Genomic DNA, 14,363 nt, shown 5'->3' on the forward strand with positions numbered 1-14,363 from the left:
GAGCAGCCGGTACCGGGACGCGCCTCAGGCGCCTGCCCACGCTCCTGCGGCCTCGGCGGCCGTGGCGGGCAGGCGGAGCCACTCCAGCACGCTGGACCAGGCCTTCTCGTCGATCGACGTGCCCGTGCACTCGAAGGACAGGACGGTGCTGGTCCGCATCGCCACCCCGGAGTAGCTCGTGCGCGTGGTCGCCCGAGCCAGGACCCGGCTCCGGACGGGCGATCCTGAGCGCTCGACGGTCCATTCCTGGGTCGCGACGTTCGTGCCCTTGCGCGGTTCGGTCCGCTCCTCCCCGAACACGAGCGACTCCGACTCCGCGGACACGTTCTTCGCTCCCCGCTCGGCCGCGAGGACGTCCCGCAGGACGCTGAACGAGGCGTCCCGCGCGGCACCCGGGACGTCGTCCGTCGGGCCGTCCGTCGGGGCGGCGACCGTGGTGCTGGACAGGGCGCACCGCCCGTTCGAGCTCAGGACGGTCCACCCGTCGCGGGCCGTGAACCGGTGGGACGCCGAGAAGCCCTTCGGCTGGAGCACCATGATCGGCGTGTGGGTGTCGACCAGCGCCTGGCGCACCTCCTCGGGGTCCGGCACGTACTCGTCGGGGTCGTCCGCAGGTCCTGTCACGGCGGGCGGTTCCTCGGCCCCGTTCCCCGCTCCGTCCGCGGCGGTCGAGGTCGGGCCCGGCACCGGGCTCTCGGGGGCCTCGCTCGCCGCGCCACGGTCGGTCTCCGGCGCGGTGCTCGGACCGGACGGCGACCCGCCTCCCGACGTGCAACCCGTCAGGAGGAGCAGGGTCACGGCGGTCGCGAGCAGCCGGCTGGGTCGAAGGGCGACGGACGGACGGTGAGCGACCATGGAACCCCCTGGCAGTCGAGAAAGAGTCTGGTCAGAGTATCGACCGTGTCAAGAACTCGCCTTCCCAGAGGTTCGCGCCGCGGGTCGGCGCCCGTGATCGGGACCGATCCGGGTCAACGTCACACCCGGACCCCGCCCAGCGAGTCAAGACGCCCCCGCCCGCGCGGCTACCTTTGGACGGTGAGCAGCGCAGAACTCGCCCCGGTACCCACGTCCCCCGCCTGGTACGCGAAGGTCGACCGCTTCCGCCGCTGGACCCGACCGGTCCTCGTCGCGAACCTCGTCGGCCAGATCGGCATCATCGTGACGGGCGGTGCGGTGCGCCTCACGGGCTCGGGCCTCGGCTGCTCGACGTGGCCCTTGTGCGAGCCCGGCAGCTTCACGCCCGAGTTCCACTCCGCGATGTCGATCCACCCGATCATCGAGTTCGGCAACCGCACGCTCACGGGCGTGCTGGGCGTCATCGCGGTCGCGCTCCTCGTGCTCGTGTGGACGGACACCTCGCGCTCGTCCTCCTACCGGCGCCTCGGCTGGGCGCCGCTCGGTGGCGTCGCGGCGCAGGCCGTGATCGGCGGGATCACGGTGCTGCTGCACCTGCACCCCGCGGTCGTCGGGTTCCACTTCCTCGTCTCGGCAGCGCTCGTGTGGGTCTCGGCCTACCTGCTCTACCGCCACGGCGAGGGTGACAAGGCGCCCGTCGCCGTCGTCGACGCGAGCACGCGCGTCGTCGGCCGCGTGCTCGCAGCGCTCTCGGTGCCGCTCCTCGTCCTGGGGGTCCTGGCCACGGGTTCGGGACCGCACGGGGGCGACGACGAGGTCGCGTACCGCTTCGCCCTCGACCCGGCGCTCATCAGCAAGGTCCACGCGGCCTCGGTGTGGCTGTTCCTGATCGTGCTCGTCGTGCTCGCGGTCCGGGTGCTCCGGCAGGCGGACGCACCTGCCCGCGCCCGCAAGGCCGTCGTCGTGCTGATCGTCGTGACCCTGCTGCAAGGCCTCATCGGCTACGTGCAGTACTTCACGGGACTGCCCGAGGTCCTGGTCGCGGCGCACATGCTGGGCGCGGGTCTGCTCATCACGTCGCTCACCTGGACGCTGCTCTCGTTCCGCGTCCGCGACTGAAACGCTCGACCGTCGTCCACGGCGGGCGAGACGGGCCACCGTCCCCTCGGGGACGGTGGCCCGTCTGCGTCCCGGTAGCCCCCAGGGGTCCTCGACAGCCCCCGGTAGTCCCAGGAGCCCTCGGTGGCCGCCGGCGCGGCAGAGCCGTGACAGCGCACTGACACCGGCGTGACAGACACCTCCCGGAGACTGGGTCCATCAGCCACCAGGAGGAATCCATGACCCACGAATGGGCGGTCGAGGCGCACGGCCTCGTCAAGACGTTCGGCGACAACCGGGCGGTCGACGGCGTCGACCTGAGCATCCGCACCGGCTCGGTGTACGGCGTGCTCGGCCCGAACGGCGCCGGCAAGACCACCACCATCAGCATGCTCGCGACGCTCCTGCGGCCCGATGCGGGCGAGGCCCGGGTCTTCGGGCACGACGTCGTCCGCGAGGCGCAGGTCGTGCGCCAGCTCATCGGCGTCACGGGTCAGTACGCCTCGGTCGACGAGACGCTGAGCGCGACCGAGAACCTCGTGATCTTCTCGCGCCTGCTCGGCCTGGGCCGGGCCGAGGCGCGGCGCAAGGCCGCCGAGCTCCTCGAGACGTTCGGCCTGACCGAGGCCGCCACGCGCCCCCTGAAGAACTTCTCGGGCGGCATGCGCCGTCGTCTGGACCTCGCGGCGAGCCTGATCGCCCAGCCGCCGCTGATCTTCCTCGACGAGCCCACGACGGGCCTCGACCCGCGCACCCGTGCGCAGATGTGGGACACGATCCGCGAGCTCGTCGCGACGGGGTCGACGGTCGTGCTCACGACGCAGTACCTCGACGAGGCCGACCAGCTCGCGGACCGGATCGCGGTCATCGACCGCGGACGCGTCGTCGCGGAGGGCACGGCCGACGAGCTCAAGGACGCGGTGGGCAACCAGTCGCTCCAGCTCGGCCTGGTCGCGGCCGCAGACCTGGGGTCGGCTCTCGACATCGTCGAGACGACGTTCGGCGTGCCCGCGACCACGTCCCCCGAGGCGCGGCGCATCACCGTCCCGGTGACGGGCCCCGACGAGGTCACCGACCTCCTGGTCCGGCTGCGCGAGGCCCGCATCGCGGTCGACTCGATCAGCATGGACAAGCCGAGCCTCGACGAGGTCTTCCTGACCCTCACGGGCCACGGCGTCGCCGCCGAGGAGGACCCCACGGGCGCGTCCGCCACGGGCGACGCCACCCGCGCCACCACCAGCACGCGAGAGGAAGCCCTGCGATGACCACGACCCTCACCGCTCCCCGTCAGCAGATCCAGGCCGGCTCCGACCGCAGCCTGTCCAACCGCACGAGCGTCGGCCAGACCGTCCGCAACACGTTCACCATGGCCTACCGCGGGCTCCTGAAGATCCGCCGGACGCCCGAGCAGCTCGTGGACGTGACGCTCCAGCCCATCCTGTTCACGCTCATGTTCACGTACATCTTCGGCGGCGCGATCGCGGGCGACGTCGTGAGCTACCTGCCCACGATCATCCCGGGGATCCTCGTGCAGACCGTGATCACGACGTCGGTCGTGACGGGCGTCCAGCTCCGAGAGGACATGGACAAGGGCGTGTTCGACCGCTTCCGGTCCCTGCCGATCGCGCGTATCGCGCCGTTGTCGGGCGCGCTGCTCGCGGACACCGTCCGGTACGGCATCGCGACGACCCTCACGTTCGCGATGGGCTACGCGATGGGCTACCGCCCCGAGGGCGGCCTGGGGTCGGTCGTCCTGGCGGGCCTGCTCGTGATCGTGTGCTCGTGGGCCGTGAGCTGGATCTTCGCGTTCTTCGGCGTGATCGCCCGGACGGCGTCGAGCGTCCAGGGGATCTCGATGATCATCCTGTTCCCGCTCACGTTCCTGTCGAACGCGTTCGTCCAGCCCGACACCATGCCGGGCTGGCTCCAGGGCTTCGTGAACGTCAACCCGGTCTCGCACCTGGTCACCGCGGTGCGCGAGCTGACGAACAACGGGGTGCTCGGCGCGGACGCCGTGATCTCGCTCGTCGGCGCGGCGGTCATCGTCGCGGTCTTCGCCCCGCTCACGGTGCGGGCGTACATGCGCAAGGCCTGAGCGTCCGCGCTCAGGCACGGACGGGCGGTGCTCCGGCGGATCTCGCGGGGCACCGCCCGTCCGTCATGCCGTGGACCGGGTCCAGGGGCCGGTGCGCAGGATCTCCATGACCCGGCGGGGCAGGTCGTCGTGCCCCAGCCGCCCGACGGCGTCGCGCACCTCGTCCACGTGCGCGTCGCCGTGCAGGGTGCGCGCCCAGGCGACGTGCGCGGGCGTGCGGAGCGAGGGCACGTCCTGACGTGCTCCCATGCGACGCGCGAGCTCGAGGAGGGCGAGCCCGTCGTCGACCCGGTCGAGCCCCGGGGACGCCCACAGGTACGCCCCGAGCGCGAGAGCGGCCGTGCCGAGGACGGGGTAGTCGACCATGCCGGGTGCGGCGCGGTGACCGGCGACCATCCGCACCCGCAGCTCCCGGGCCAGCCGTTCGGCCTCGACCGAGGGCAGCGGGTCCGGCCCCCACGGCCCGGTCGTCCCGGGCGCGGGCAGCAGCATGGTCGACAGCCACCCGGCCGCGAACATCGTGTACCAGGGCGAGCGGCGCGCGGCCCCGCTCCCGACCGCCGCGTTGGCCGCCTCGAGCTCGGCCAGTGCGCGTGCGTGGTCGCCGCGCGCGACGGCGATCTCGGCCAGCCCGGCATGCCCGATCGAGCGCAGCTCGTGCGCGCTACCGCCGATCCCGGAGGGCACGGGGTCGTCGTCGGTCTCGACGAGCGCGGTGAACAACGGTTCGGCCTCGGCGACGCGTCCCACGAGCGCGAGGTTGGTCGCCTCGAGCCAGTCGAGCTGGCGCAGGTCCTCGTCGGCGTGCAGCCGGCCGAGCCCCTCGCGGGCCGTGGCCACCCACTCGAGCGCTCGCGCGGCGTCGCCCTGCTCGCTCGCGAGCTGGGCGAGGAAGAGGGCCGAGGTCGCGACTCCCCACGTGTCCTGGGTGCGTGTCGCGAACCCGTGCGCGACCGTGACCTGCGCGATCGCCTCGTCGAGGCGTCCGGCGTTCTCGGAGAGCTGCGCGCTGAGCAGGTGTGCCACGAGTGCGACGAACGGGTCGTCGGACGTGTGGAGCTCAGCCAGCCGCGGACCCATGCCGAGCGGGTCGCCCGCGTCGGCCAGGAGGTCGGTGAGCGCGCCGGCCCGCGAACCGATGTCGGCGCCGCGGTGCAGGCGCCGCAGCCGTGCCGCGGCCCGGACCCCGGTCGCCGGGTCGCCGTTGGGCGTCGAGGCCGTGAGCAGGAACAGCACGATGCCCGCCTCGCGCGTGAGCTGCGCGACGGGGGCGTCCGGCGTCCCCCGCACGAGCCTGCCCTGCCAGCCCGCGACGACGCGCAGCACGTCACGGCCGAGCGCGACGACCTCGGTGTGCGCCCCGCGCAGCGACCAGTGCAGGCCGAGCGCGTGGAAGACGGGCAGGACGACGTCGGCGCGGTCGGCCGCGAGCGCCGTGCGCAGCACGTGCAGGAGGTTCTCCTGCTCGACGCGCAGGGCGAGCATCGCGGGGACCTGCGTGGGTCCTTCGAGGCGCGCGACCTCGCGGCGCGCGAGGTCGACCGCCCAGCGGTAGGTCGCCTCCTGGGCGGTCTCGCGCTCGCCGGCCTCGTCGAGCGCGAGCGCCCCGAACTCGCGCACGGTCTCGAGCATGCGGTAGCGCGCGGTGCGGCACAGGGGTTCGTCGGTCACGGTCAGGAGGGACTGGTTGACGAGCGCCTCGACGTCGTCGAGCCCGACGGCGGAGGCCGCCTGGGCGGTCTGCACCCCGAAGCCGTCGGGCAGCAGGGACAGTCGGCGCAGCAGCTCCTGCTGGGGTGCCGTGAGGAGGTTCCAGCTCCAGTCGATGACGGCGTGCAGGGTCCGGTGGCGGGCGGGGGCGCTGCGGTCGCCCGTGGTGAGCAGCGCGAAGCGGGCGTCGAGCCGGCGCTCGATCTCCTGGACCGACAGCGTGCGCACGCGCGCCGCGGCGAGCTCGATCGCGAGCGGCAGGCCGTCGAGGTGGGTGCAGAGCCGGTCGAGGACGTCGTCGGGCAGGTCGGCGCCGGGGCGGGCCGCGAGCGCCCGGGCGCGGAAGAGCTCGACGGCGGGTCCAGCCCCGCCGACCCCGGTCGTCGCGAGCGGTTCGAGGGGGTGCACCTGCTCGCCGCCGACCTGGAGCGGCGACCGGCTGGTCGTGAGGATCGTGAGCCCGGGCGCCACGGCGAGGAGCTCGGCGGCCCACCGGGCGGCCTCGTCCACGACGTGCTCGCAGTTGTCGAGCACGAGCAGGGTCTCGGTCTCCCCGAGGCGGTCGGCGACGAGCTCGTGGACCTCTGCGCGCGCGACCTGGTCGCCGAGGCGCAGGCCGCGCGTGTCCCGGATCTCGAGGGCGGACGTGAGAGCCAGGCCGATGTCCTCGCCCGTGCGCACGCTCGCGAGCTCGACGACGGCGACGAGCGGGGTCGTCGTGCTCGCGCGCCGCGCGACCTCCTGGACGACGCGGGTCTTGCCCATGCCGCCGGGCCCGAGCACCGTGACGAGCCGGGACCGTCCCAGGAGGCCGACGATCGTGACGACGTCGGCCTCGCGGCCGACCAGGGCGTTGGGGGCCGCTCGCAGCCCGAGGGCCGTCCCGCGGCGGGGCGCGCGGGGTCCGGGTGCGAGGGCACGAACGGAACCCGCAGCCTGCAGGATCCGGGTGTTGAGCGCGACGAGGTCCGCTCGCGGGTCGGTGCCCAGCTCTGTCGCGAGCCGGGTCCGCAGCACACCGAAGGCCCGCAGGGCGTCGGCGCCGCGTCCCCTCGTAGGCGAGGAGCAGGGCGAGGTACGCGTCCTCGTCGAGCGGGGCGCGCTCGACGGCGCGCTCGGCCCACCCGACCGCGGCCTGGTGGTCGCCCGTGGCGAGGAGGGCGTCGAGGAGGGCCCGCTCCGCCTCGGCCCGGCGGCGCCCGGCCGTCGCGACGAGCTCCTCACCGACCGGACCGTCGACCAGGTCGAGCAGGTCGTCGCCGGGTTCGCCCCGCCACAGGTCGAGCGCCGCGCGCGCCGGGTCGACCGCCCCTCGGGGGTCGCCCGCCGCGAGCGCCTGCGTGGCCTCACGGGTGTGATCGCGCGCGACGTCGAGGTCGCTCTCGGTGAGCAGGGAGTAGCCCCCCGGTCCCGAGACGAGCATCCCCTCGACCAGCGCCGCGCGCGTGCGGGAGACGAGGCTCTGGAGCGCGGCGCGAGGGTCGGCAGGCTGGGCGTCCGGCCACAGGTCGTCGACCAGCGCGGCGGCGCTCACCGTGCGGCCGCGCGCGAGCACGAGCGCGACGACGAGCGCACGGGCACGCGCGCTGGAGGGTGCGACGAGAGTCCCGTCGCGGCTCTCCACGAGCACCGGTCCGAGGACGAGGGCGCGAGGGCGCGGGACCGACGAGGACACCCGCCCCACTCTAGTGCGCACGGACCTCGCGCCCGCGAGGTGGGACGAGCCGCCGAGGCGAGCGACGCCGTCGGGCGGGCTCGGAGCAGGCGCTGCCGCCTGGCGGGCGGCACGGTCCTCCCCCCGTCCCGACCGAGCGCCCGACCGGGAGGCCCGACCTTCAAACGAACAGTCTACGTTTACATTCGTAACTTCGGTCTGTACGTTTGAACGATGGACAGTGCCACCACCAGACAGCAGCGGATCGTCCAGCGGCTCCGCGAGACCGAGCGCGTGGACGTCGCCGACCTGGCCCTCGAGCTCGACACCTCCGAGGTCACGGTCCGCCGCGACCTCGACACCCTCGCGGCCGCCGGAGCGCTGCGGCGCGTCCACGGGGGCGCCGTCAGCCTGCTCCTGCGCGGCGAGGAGCTGCCGTTCGCGCTGCGCGAGATCGAGTCGACCCCGGCCAAGGAGCAGATCGCACGCACGGTCGCGGACCTGCTCAGCGACGGCGAGGCCGTGATCGTCGACAGCGGGACCACGGGGCTCGCGATCGCCCGCGCGCTCGTCGGGCGCCGTCTGACGGTCGTGCCCCTGTCGATCCCCGCGGCCCACGTGCTCTCCGCGAGCGCCTCGACCACCCTCAAGGTCCCCGGCGGCACGTCGCGGTTCGGCGAGGGCTCGCTCGTCGGTCCCCTGGCCGAGGCCTCGTTGCGCTCGCTGCGCGTGGACACCGCGATCATCAGCTGCTGCGGCCTGTCCGTCGTCGACGGGGTCACCGCCTACGACGACGTCGAGGCGGCGACCAAGCGCGCCGCGATGGCCAGCGCCCGCCGCACGATCCTCGTCGGGGAGGCCGCGAAGTTCTCCCGCACCGCGCTCGCGGTCGTGTGCCCCCTGACCGACTTCGACGTCCTCGTGACCGATCCCGAGGCCCCTGCCGACGCGGTCGCCCAGCTCCGCCAGGCAGGGGTCGACGTCCTCGGCGTCTGACACCGACGCCCTCCACGCGACCGTCGGCCCGCACCGCCTCCCACCCGCCCCACGACCCCGAGAGGGCACACCTCATGTCCGACCCCACCGTGGCACCACCACGCCCCCGCACGGCCCGAGAGAGAGCGGTATCCCGCGACCTCCGGCAGGCCCGCGTCGCCGTCGCGGCCCTGTTCTTCACGAACGGCGCGATCTTCGCCAACCTCTTCCCCGAGTACCCCGCGATCAAGGCCGAGCTCGGGCTCAGCAACGCCCAGTACGGGCTCGCGATCGCGGCGTTCCCCACGGGAGCGCTCGTCGCGGGCCTCGCCGCAGGGGTCCTCGTCAGGCGCCTGCGCTCGTCACGCGTCGCGGTGGCCGGAACCGTCCTCACCGGTACCGGCGTCCTGGCCGCGGGGCTGTCCTCGACCTGGACCATGCTCGCGGTCGGGCTCCTGCTCGCAGGAGCCATGGACGCGATCACCGACGTCGCCCAGAACGCCCACGGCCTGCGGGTCCAGCGCCGCTACGGCCGGTCGATCCTGAACTCGTTCCACGCGGTGTGGAGCATCGGGGCGGTCACGGGCGGGCTCATGGGTGCGGGGGCCGTCGCGATCGGCATGTCGCGCGGTCTGCACCTGGGCCTGTCGGCCCTGGTCTTCGCGGTCGTCGCCCTCTCGTGCTACCGCTTCCTGCTGCCCGGACCCGAGGACGGGGACCGGGCCGCGGCGGGTGCGAGCACGGGCACCGTCAGCGAGGAGGTCGCCGCCCACGGCTCCGCGGGGACGGTCGAGACCGTTCGCCCCTCGCGCCTCCCGGGCCTCCTCGTCCGCGTCGGGACGCTCGCCGCCCTGGTCCTGATCGCCGCATCAGGCTCGGTCGTGGAGGACTCGGGCAGCACCTGGGCGGCCGTCTACCTCTCGCAGTCGTTGGACGCCCCGCTCTCGCACGCGGCGTTCGGCTTCGTCGCCCTGACCGGCGCCCAGTTCGTCGGCCGTCTCGTCGGAGACCGGGTCGTCGACCGGTTCGGGCAGCGCGCCGTGGCCCGCTCGGGCGGCGCCCTGGTCGCGCTCGGCATGGGGCTGGCCCTGGCCTTCCCGACCGCGCCCGGCACGATCGCGGGGTTCGCCGCGGCGGGGCTCGGCATCGCGACCCTGGTCCCTGCTGCCATGCACGGGGCCGACGAGCTTCCCGGGCTGCGGCCCGGGACAGGGCTGGCGGTCGTGAGCTGGCTCATGCGGATCGGCTTCCTGCTCTCGCCGCCGCTCGTCGGCCTCGTCGCCGACCACGCCTCGCTCCGGGCAGGGCTCCTGGTGGTCCCGGTGGCCGGGCTGGTCGTGGTGCTCGCCTCCCAGGTCCTCGACACGCGCCGCGCCGTCCGGGCCTGACACCACGCCGCCGGGCAACGGCTCGTGCGGCGCCCGGGGCACCGGGGCACGGCGAACACGAGGGGCCCGACGGCGTCGGGCCCCTCGCACGTGCGGTCCGCGACGCTCAGGCGCCGTCGAGCGGCAGGCCCGCCGCGACCGCGGCGCGGTCCTGGTCGTCGACCGGGCGCACCACGCGGCAGGGCGAGCCGACCGCGACCACGCGCGGCGGGACGTCGCGCGTCACGACGCTGCCCGCACCGATGACCGAGCCCGCGCCGATCGTGACCCCGGGCAGGATCACGACGTTCGAGCCGATCCAGACGTCGTCCCCGATGTGCACGGGCAGCGAGAACTGCGTCCCGCCGCGACGGGCCTCGGGCGAGAGGGGGTGCCCGGCTGTGGCGATCGTGACGTGGGGGGCGAACATGACCCGGTCGCCGACGTGGATGTCGGCGTCGTCGACCAGCACCAGGTCGAAGTTGGCGTAGACGTGGTCCCCGAGGTGCACGTGCGACCCGTAGGACACGCTCAGCGGCGGCTCGATCCACACGCCCTCGCCGATCGACCCGAACAGCTCGCCCAGGATGGCGGCACGCTCGGCGACCTGGCTCGGGCGCGAGTGGTTGAAGTCGTACGCGAGCTCCTTGCCCGCGACCCGCTCGGCCTCGAGCTGCTCGAGGCCGTCCCCGAAGTCCACGTAGGGCTCGCCCGTGTTCATGCGTGCGCGGACGGAGCGGTACTGCTCGGTGGTCATCGTCGTCTCCTGGTCGTTCGGTGGTCGTCGCACGCTACCGGTCGGTAGCGCGGGTCGCGCATAGGATCGTCGGGTGGCGAGGGACGGGGTGTACGCGAAGGGGCGGCTCAAGCGTGAGGAGATCCTCGACGTCGCGCTCGAGGTCTTCGCCGACGAGGGCTACCGCGGCACGAGCCTGCGGACCATCGCGGCACGCTGCGGCCTGACGGTCGCGGGTGTCATGCACTACTTCGACTCGCGCGAGGACCTGCTCACCCAGGTGATCGTGCGCCGTGACCAGACGGGCCGTCCCATCTATCACGACGCTCCCCGCACGCTCGCCGACAACCTCCGGGGCAACGCCGAGCGTCCCGGGCTGGTCGAGCTCTTCGTGTCCCTCTCGGCGGCGGCGCACGACCGCGAGCACCCTGCCCACGAGGTCCTGGCCCATCGTTACGCGGGTCTGCGGGCCACGCTGCGCGAGGACGTGGTCGCCCGGCAGGAGGCCGGCGAGCTCCCCGCCCACCTGGACCCCGAGGCGCTCGCGCGCCTGATCATCGCGACGGCCGACGGCGCGCAGCTCCAGTGGATGGTCGACGACGAGGCCAGGCTCGAGGGCCCGCTGAGCACGCTGCTGTACGACGTCCTGGGACTTCCGCGCCCCTGATCCTCGACGGGCCGCGGGCCCGTGCGCACGACTCACCCTCGCTGCCCTCCTCGGCCGCCACGACAATTACCTATCAGTGTATGGTTTTCTCGAACCGCTCGCGGGCGACCCCGACGCCCCGGGCCTCCGCGAACCCGCGCCACCGTCGTCGTCTCCGAAGGGACCCGCACATGTCCGCCCGCCTGCCCTACCAGGACCCCACGCTGCCCGTCCCCGAACGCGTCGCCGACCTCGTCGGGCGCATGACGCTCCCGGAGAAGGTCGGGCAGATGATGCAGCTCAACGCGGCCGACGGCGTCGAACGGCTCGTGAACGAGGTGCACGTCGGCTCCATCCTGCACACGTCCCCCGAGAACGCCCTCCTCGCGCACGAGCTCACCGCGCGCAGCCGCCTGCAGATCCCGCTCCTCGTCGCCGAGGACTGCATCCACGGGCACTCGTTCTGGCACGGCGCGACGATCTACCCGACCCAGCTCGGCATGGCCGCGACCTGGAGCCCCGAGCTCCTCGAGCGCGTCGCCCGGGCCACCGCGGTCGAGGTCGCCGCGACGGGCATCCACTGGACCTTCTCCCCCGTGCTGTGCATCACGCGCGACCTGCGCTGGGGCCGCGTGAGCGAGACGTTCGGCGAGGACCCGTTCCTCATCGGCGAGCTCGCGTCCGCGATGGTCCGGGGCTACCAGGGCGACGGGCTCGACGACCCCACGGCGATCCTCGCGACCGCCAAGCACTTCGCCGGCTACTCCGAGACCCAGGGCGGGCGCGACGCAACCGAGGCCGACATCTCGCGCCGCAAGCTGCGCTCCTGGTTCCTCCCGCCGTTCGAGCGCGTCGCCCGCGAGGGCTGCCGGACCTTCATGCTGGGCTACCAGTCGATGGACGGCGTGCCGATCACGGTCAACGAGTGGCTGCTCAGCGACGTGCTGCGCGGCGAGTGGGGATACACCGGCACGCTCGTCACGGACTGGGACAACGTGGGCCGCATGGTCTGGGAGCAGCACATCCAGCCCGACCACACCCACGCGGCCGCGGCAGCGGTGCGCGCCGGGAACGACATGGTCATGACCACGCCCCAGTTCTTCGAGGGCGCCCAGGAGGCCGTGCGCCAGGGCCTGCTCGACGAGGCGCGCCTCGACGCGGCCGTCGCCCGCATCCTCACGCTCAAGTTCGAGCTCGGCCTGTTCGAGAACCCTCGCCGCCCCGACCCCGAGCGCCAGGCCCAGGTCGTCGGCTCGTCCGAGCACACCGACCTCAACCTCGAGGTCGCACGCCGCTCGCTCGTGCTGCTCACGAACGACGGGACGCTCCCCCTCGGCGGCACGCTCGTCGCAGGACCGGACGGACGTGCGGTCGCCGCGAGCACCGACGCCCCGACCCGGCGGATCGCGGTCGTCGGACCCAACGCCGACGACCCGCACACCCAGCAGGGCGACTGGGCCGGGGCGTCCGGGCAGGTCGACTGGCTGCCCGACGGCCACCCGCGCGAGATGACCCAGACCGTCCTCGACGGCTTCCGGAACCACGTCCCCGCCGGCTGGGAGGTCACGCACGCACGCGGCGCCGACATCCTCACGCTCGTCCCGGACCCCGAGGGCGCCTTCTTCCCCGACGGGCAGCCGCGCCCCCAGGTCGTGCTGCCCGCCGAGCCCGACGCGGCCATGATCGCCGAGGCGGTCGCGGCCGCGCGCGACGCCGACCACGTCGTGGCCGTCGTCGGGGACAGGATCGAGCTCGTGGGCGAGGGCCGGTCCACCGCGACGCTCGACCTCGTGGGCGCCCAGGTCGCGCTCCTCGACGCCCTCGCCGCGACCGGCACCCCGCTGGTCGTCGTGGTCGTCGCCTCCAAGCCGCTCGTCCTGCCGCCCTCGGCGCGCGACGCCGCCGCGATCGTGTGGGCCGCCAACCCCGGCATGCGCGGAGGACGCGCGGTCGCGGAGCTCGTGCTCGGCCTGGTCGAGCCCTCCGGCCGCCTGCCCCTCTCCTTCGCCGAGCACGTCGGACAGCTCCCCGTCTACTACAACCAGCTCCCCGGCCAGCACGGGACCCGCTACGCCGACCTCACGCAGCGCCCGCCCTTCGCGTTCGGCGAGGGACTGAGCTACACGAGCGTCGAGTACTCGGCGCTGACGATCCCCCACGACGTGCTCGGTCTCGACGACACCGTGCACGCGCAGGTCACGGTCACGAACACGGGCGCACGGCCGACCCGCGAGACCGTCCAGGTGTACGTGCGGGACACGGTCACCTCGGTCACGTGGGCCGAGAAGGAGCTCAAGGCGTACCGCCAGGTCGACCTCGCCCCGGGCGAGTCGGTCGTGGTCGACCTCGACGTCCCCGTCGCGGACTGCACCCTCGTCGACGCCCAGGGCCGGCGCGTCGTCGAGCCGGGCGCGTTCGAGCTGCGCGTCGGCCCGTCGTCGCGCGACGAGGTGCTGCTCGTGGCCGGTTTCACCGTCAAGGGCTGAGGCGAGCGACCCGGGCGACCCCGACCGGGACGCGACGAAGGGCCCGACGGCGCGTGACGCCGTCGGGCCCTTCGTCGCAGTGCTGCGGTCCGCGCCTCAGGCGCGAGGGTCTCCCCCGCGCCGCTCCGGCCACGGGCTGTCGGCCGGGCGCAGGGCGGACCAGCCGGTCGCGCGCGCCGCGGCGACCGCCAGGACCCCGACGACGGCCGACGGGTTGTGCAGGTCCCCCGCGAGGACCGCGGACACGGCCTCGTCGAGAGGCACCCAGCGCAGCTCCATGCCCAGCTCCTCGGCCTCGCGCTCGTGGCGCTCGGCCTCGGGGACCGGCGACAGGTCGCGTGCGAGGAACACCCGCAGGGCCTCGTTGCTGCCGCCAGGCGACGTGTAGTAGTCCACCAGCACGTCCCAGCGCGCGGCGCGCAGGTCCGCCTCCTCGAGCAGCTCGCGGGCGGCCGCGGCCTGCGCGTCCTCCCCGTCAACGTCGAGCAGACCGGCCGGCGGCTCCCACAGCTCGCGCCGCACCGGGTGCCGGTACTGGTGCAGCAGCAGGACCCGCTCGTCCTCGTCGAGCACGACGATCGCGACCGCACCGGGGTGGTCGACGAACTCGCGCGTCACGACGCCGCCCTCGCCCAGGTCCACGGACTCCGAGCGCAGGTCGAAGATGCGGCCCGCGTGCAGGACGCGCGCCTCGCCGACGTCCCGGGAGACCGGGACGTCGGCGAGCGGGCGGACGCTCAC

At 74.0% G+C, this 14,363-nt stretch carries 10 protein-coding genes and 1 pseudogene; 7 read left to right on the plus strand and 4 right to left on the minus strand.

Annotated elements, in window-relative coordinates; all coding sequences use genetic code 11:
• Nucleotides 1–24: 24 nt before the first annotated feature.
• Nucleotides 25–855, minus strand: a complete 831-nt coding sequence (locus tag ACFVQ3_RS06215) for a hypothetical protein (protein ID WP_387636392.1) — start codon at nucleotides 853–855, stop codon at nucleotides 25–27.
• Nucleotides 856–1,035: 180 nt separating this feature from the next.
• Between ACFVQ3_RS06215 and ACFVQ3_RS06220 the strand changes: the two genes are divergently transcribed.
• The 3 genes from ACFVQ3_RS06220 (at nucleotide 1,036) to ACFVQ3_RS06230 (ending at nucleotide 4,048) form a co-directional block, all read left to right on the plus strand.
• Nucleotides 1,036–1,974 carry a heme A synthase gene (locus ACFVQ3_RS06220; RefSeq protein ID WP_387636395.1) on the plus strand — a complete coding sequence of 313 codons (939 nt, stop codon included), beginning with the start codon at nucleotides 1,036–1,038 and terminating at the stop codon, nucleotides 1,972–1,974.
• A gap of 218 nt (nucleotides 1,975–2,192) precedes the next feature.
• The gene (locus ACFVQ3_RS06225; RefSeq protein ID WP_387636398.1) at nucleotides 2,193–3,218 is read left to right on the plus strand and encodes an ATP-binding cassette domain-containing protein; all 1,026 of its coding nucleotides are present in this window, start codon (nucleotides 2,193–2,195) and stop codon (nucleotides 3,216–3,218) included.
• Entirely contained in the window at nucleotides 3,215–4,048 is an 834-nt protein-coding gene (locus ACFVQ3_RS06230; RefSeq protein ID WP_387636400.1) for an ABC transporter permease, read from the plus strand. The genes ACFVQ3_RS06225 and ACFVQ3_RS06230 overlap by 4 nt, the downstream gene beginning before the upstream one ends.
• Nucleotides 4,049–4,111: 63 nt before the next feature.
• On the opposite strand, the pseudogene ACFVQ3_RS06235 reads toward ACFVQ3_RS06230, so the two are convergent.
• Nucleotides 4,112–7,181 (minus strand): annotated as a pseudogene (locus ACFVQ3_RS06235) (ATP-binding protein).
• Between the two features lie 465 nt (nucleotides 7,182–7,646).
• Between ACFVQ3_RS06235 and ACFVQ3_RS06240 the strand changes: the two are divergent.
• Both ACFVQ3_RS06240 and ACFVQ3_RS06245 read left to right on the plus strand, forming a co-directional pair.
• Complete coding sequence (locus tag ACFVQ3_RS06240; protein ID WP_387636402.1) at nucleotides 7,647–8,408, plus strand: DeoR/GlpR family DNA-binding transcription regulator; 762 nt, start codon at nucleotides 7,647–7,649, stop codon at nucleotides 8,406–8,408.
• Between the two features lie 74 nt (nucleotides 8,409–8,482).
• Nucleotides 8,483–9,775 (plus strand): MFS transporter, encoded by a 1,293-nt coding sequence (locus tag ACFVQ3_RS06245; protein WP_387636404.1) that lies wholly within the window; start codon nucleotides 8,483–8,485, stop codon nucleotides 9,773–9,775.
• A gap of 106 nt (nucleotides 9,776–9,881) precedes the next feature.
• Here the strand turns inward: ACFVQ3_RS06245 and ACFVQ3_RS06250 are convergent, their stop codons facing one another.
• Nucleotides 9,882–10,511 (minus strand): sugar O-acetyltransferase, encoded by a 630-nt coding sequence (locus ACFVQ3_RS06250; protein ID WP_387636407.1) that lies wholly within the window; start codon nucleotides 10,509–10,511, stop codon nucleotides 9,882–9,884.
• Nucleotides 10,512–10,584: 73 nt separating this feature from the next.
• Between ACFVQ3_RS06250 and ACFVQ3_RS06255 the strand changes: the two genes are divergently transcribed.
• Both ACFVQ3_RS06255 and ACFVQ3_RS06260 read left to right on the plus strand, forming a co-directional pair.
• Complete coding sequence (locus tag ACFVQ3_RS06255; RefSeq protein WP_387636409.1) at nucleotides 10,585–11,157, plus strand: TetR/AcrR family transcriptional regulator; 573 nt, start codon at nucleotides 10,585–10,587, stop codon at nucleotides 11,155–11,157.
• A gap of 170 nt (nucleotides 11,158–11,327) precedes the next feature.
• Complete coding sequence (locus tag ACFVQ3_RS06260) at nucleotides 11,328–13,622, plus strand: glycoside hydrolase family 3 N-terminal domain-containing protein (protein ID WP_387636411.1); 2,295 nt, start codon at nucleotides 11,328–11,330, stop codon at nucleotides 13,620–13,622.
• Between the two features lie 96 nt (nucleotides 13,623–13,718).
• Here ACFVQ3_RS06260 and ACFVQ3_RS06265 read toward each other — a convergent pair whose 3' ends face one another.
• Nucleotides 13,719–14,363 carry an NUDIX domain-containing protein gene (locus ACFVQ3_RS06265; protein WP_387636414.1) on the minus strand — a complete coding sequence of 215 codons (645 nt, stop codon included), beginning with the start codon at nucleotides 14,361–14,363 and terminating at the stop codon, nucleotides 13,719–13,721.

The organism is Oerskovia sp. NPDC057915 (assembly GCF_042887685.1).
Taxonomy (GTDB): Bacteria; Actinomycetota; Actinomycetes; order Actinomycetales; family Cellulomonadaceae; genus Oerskovia.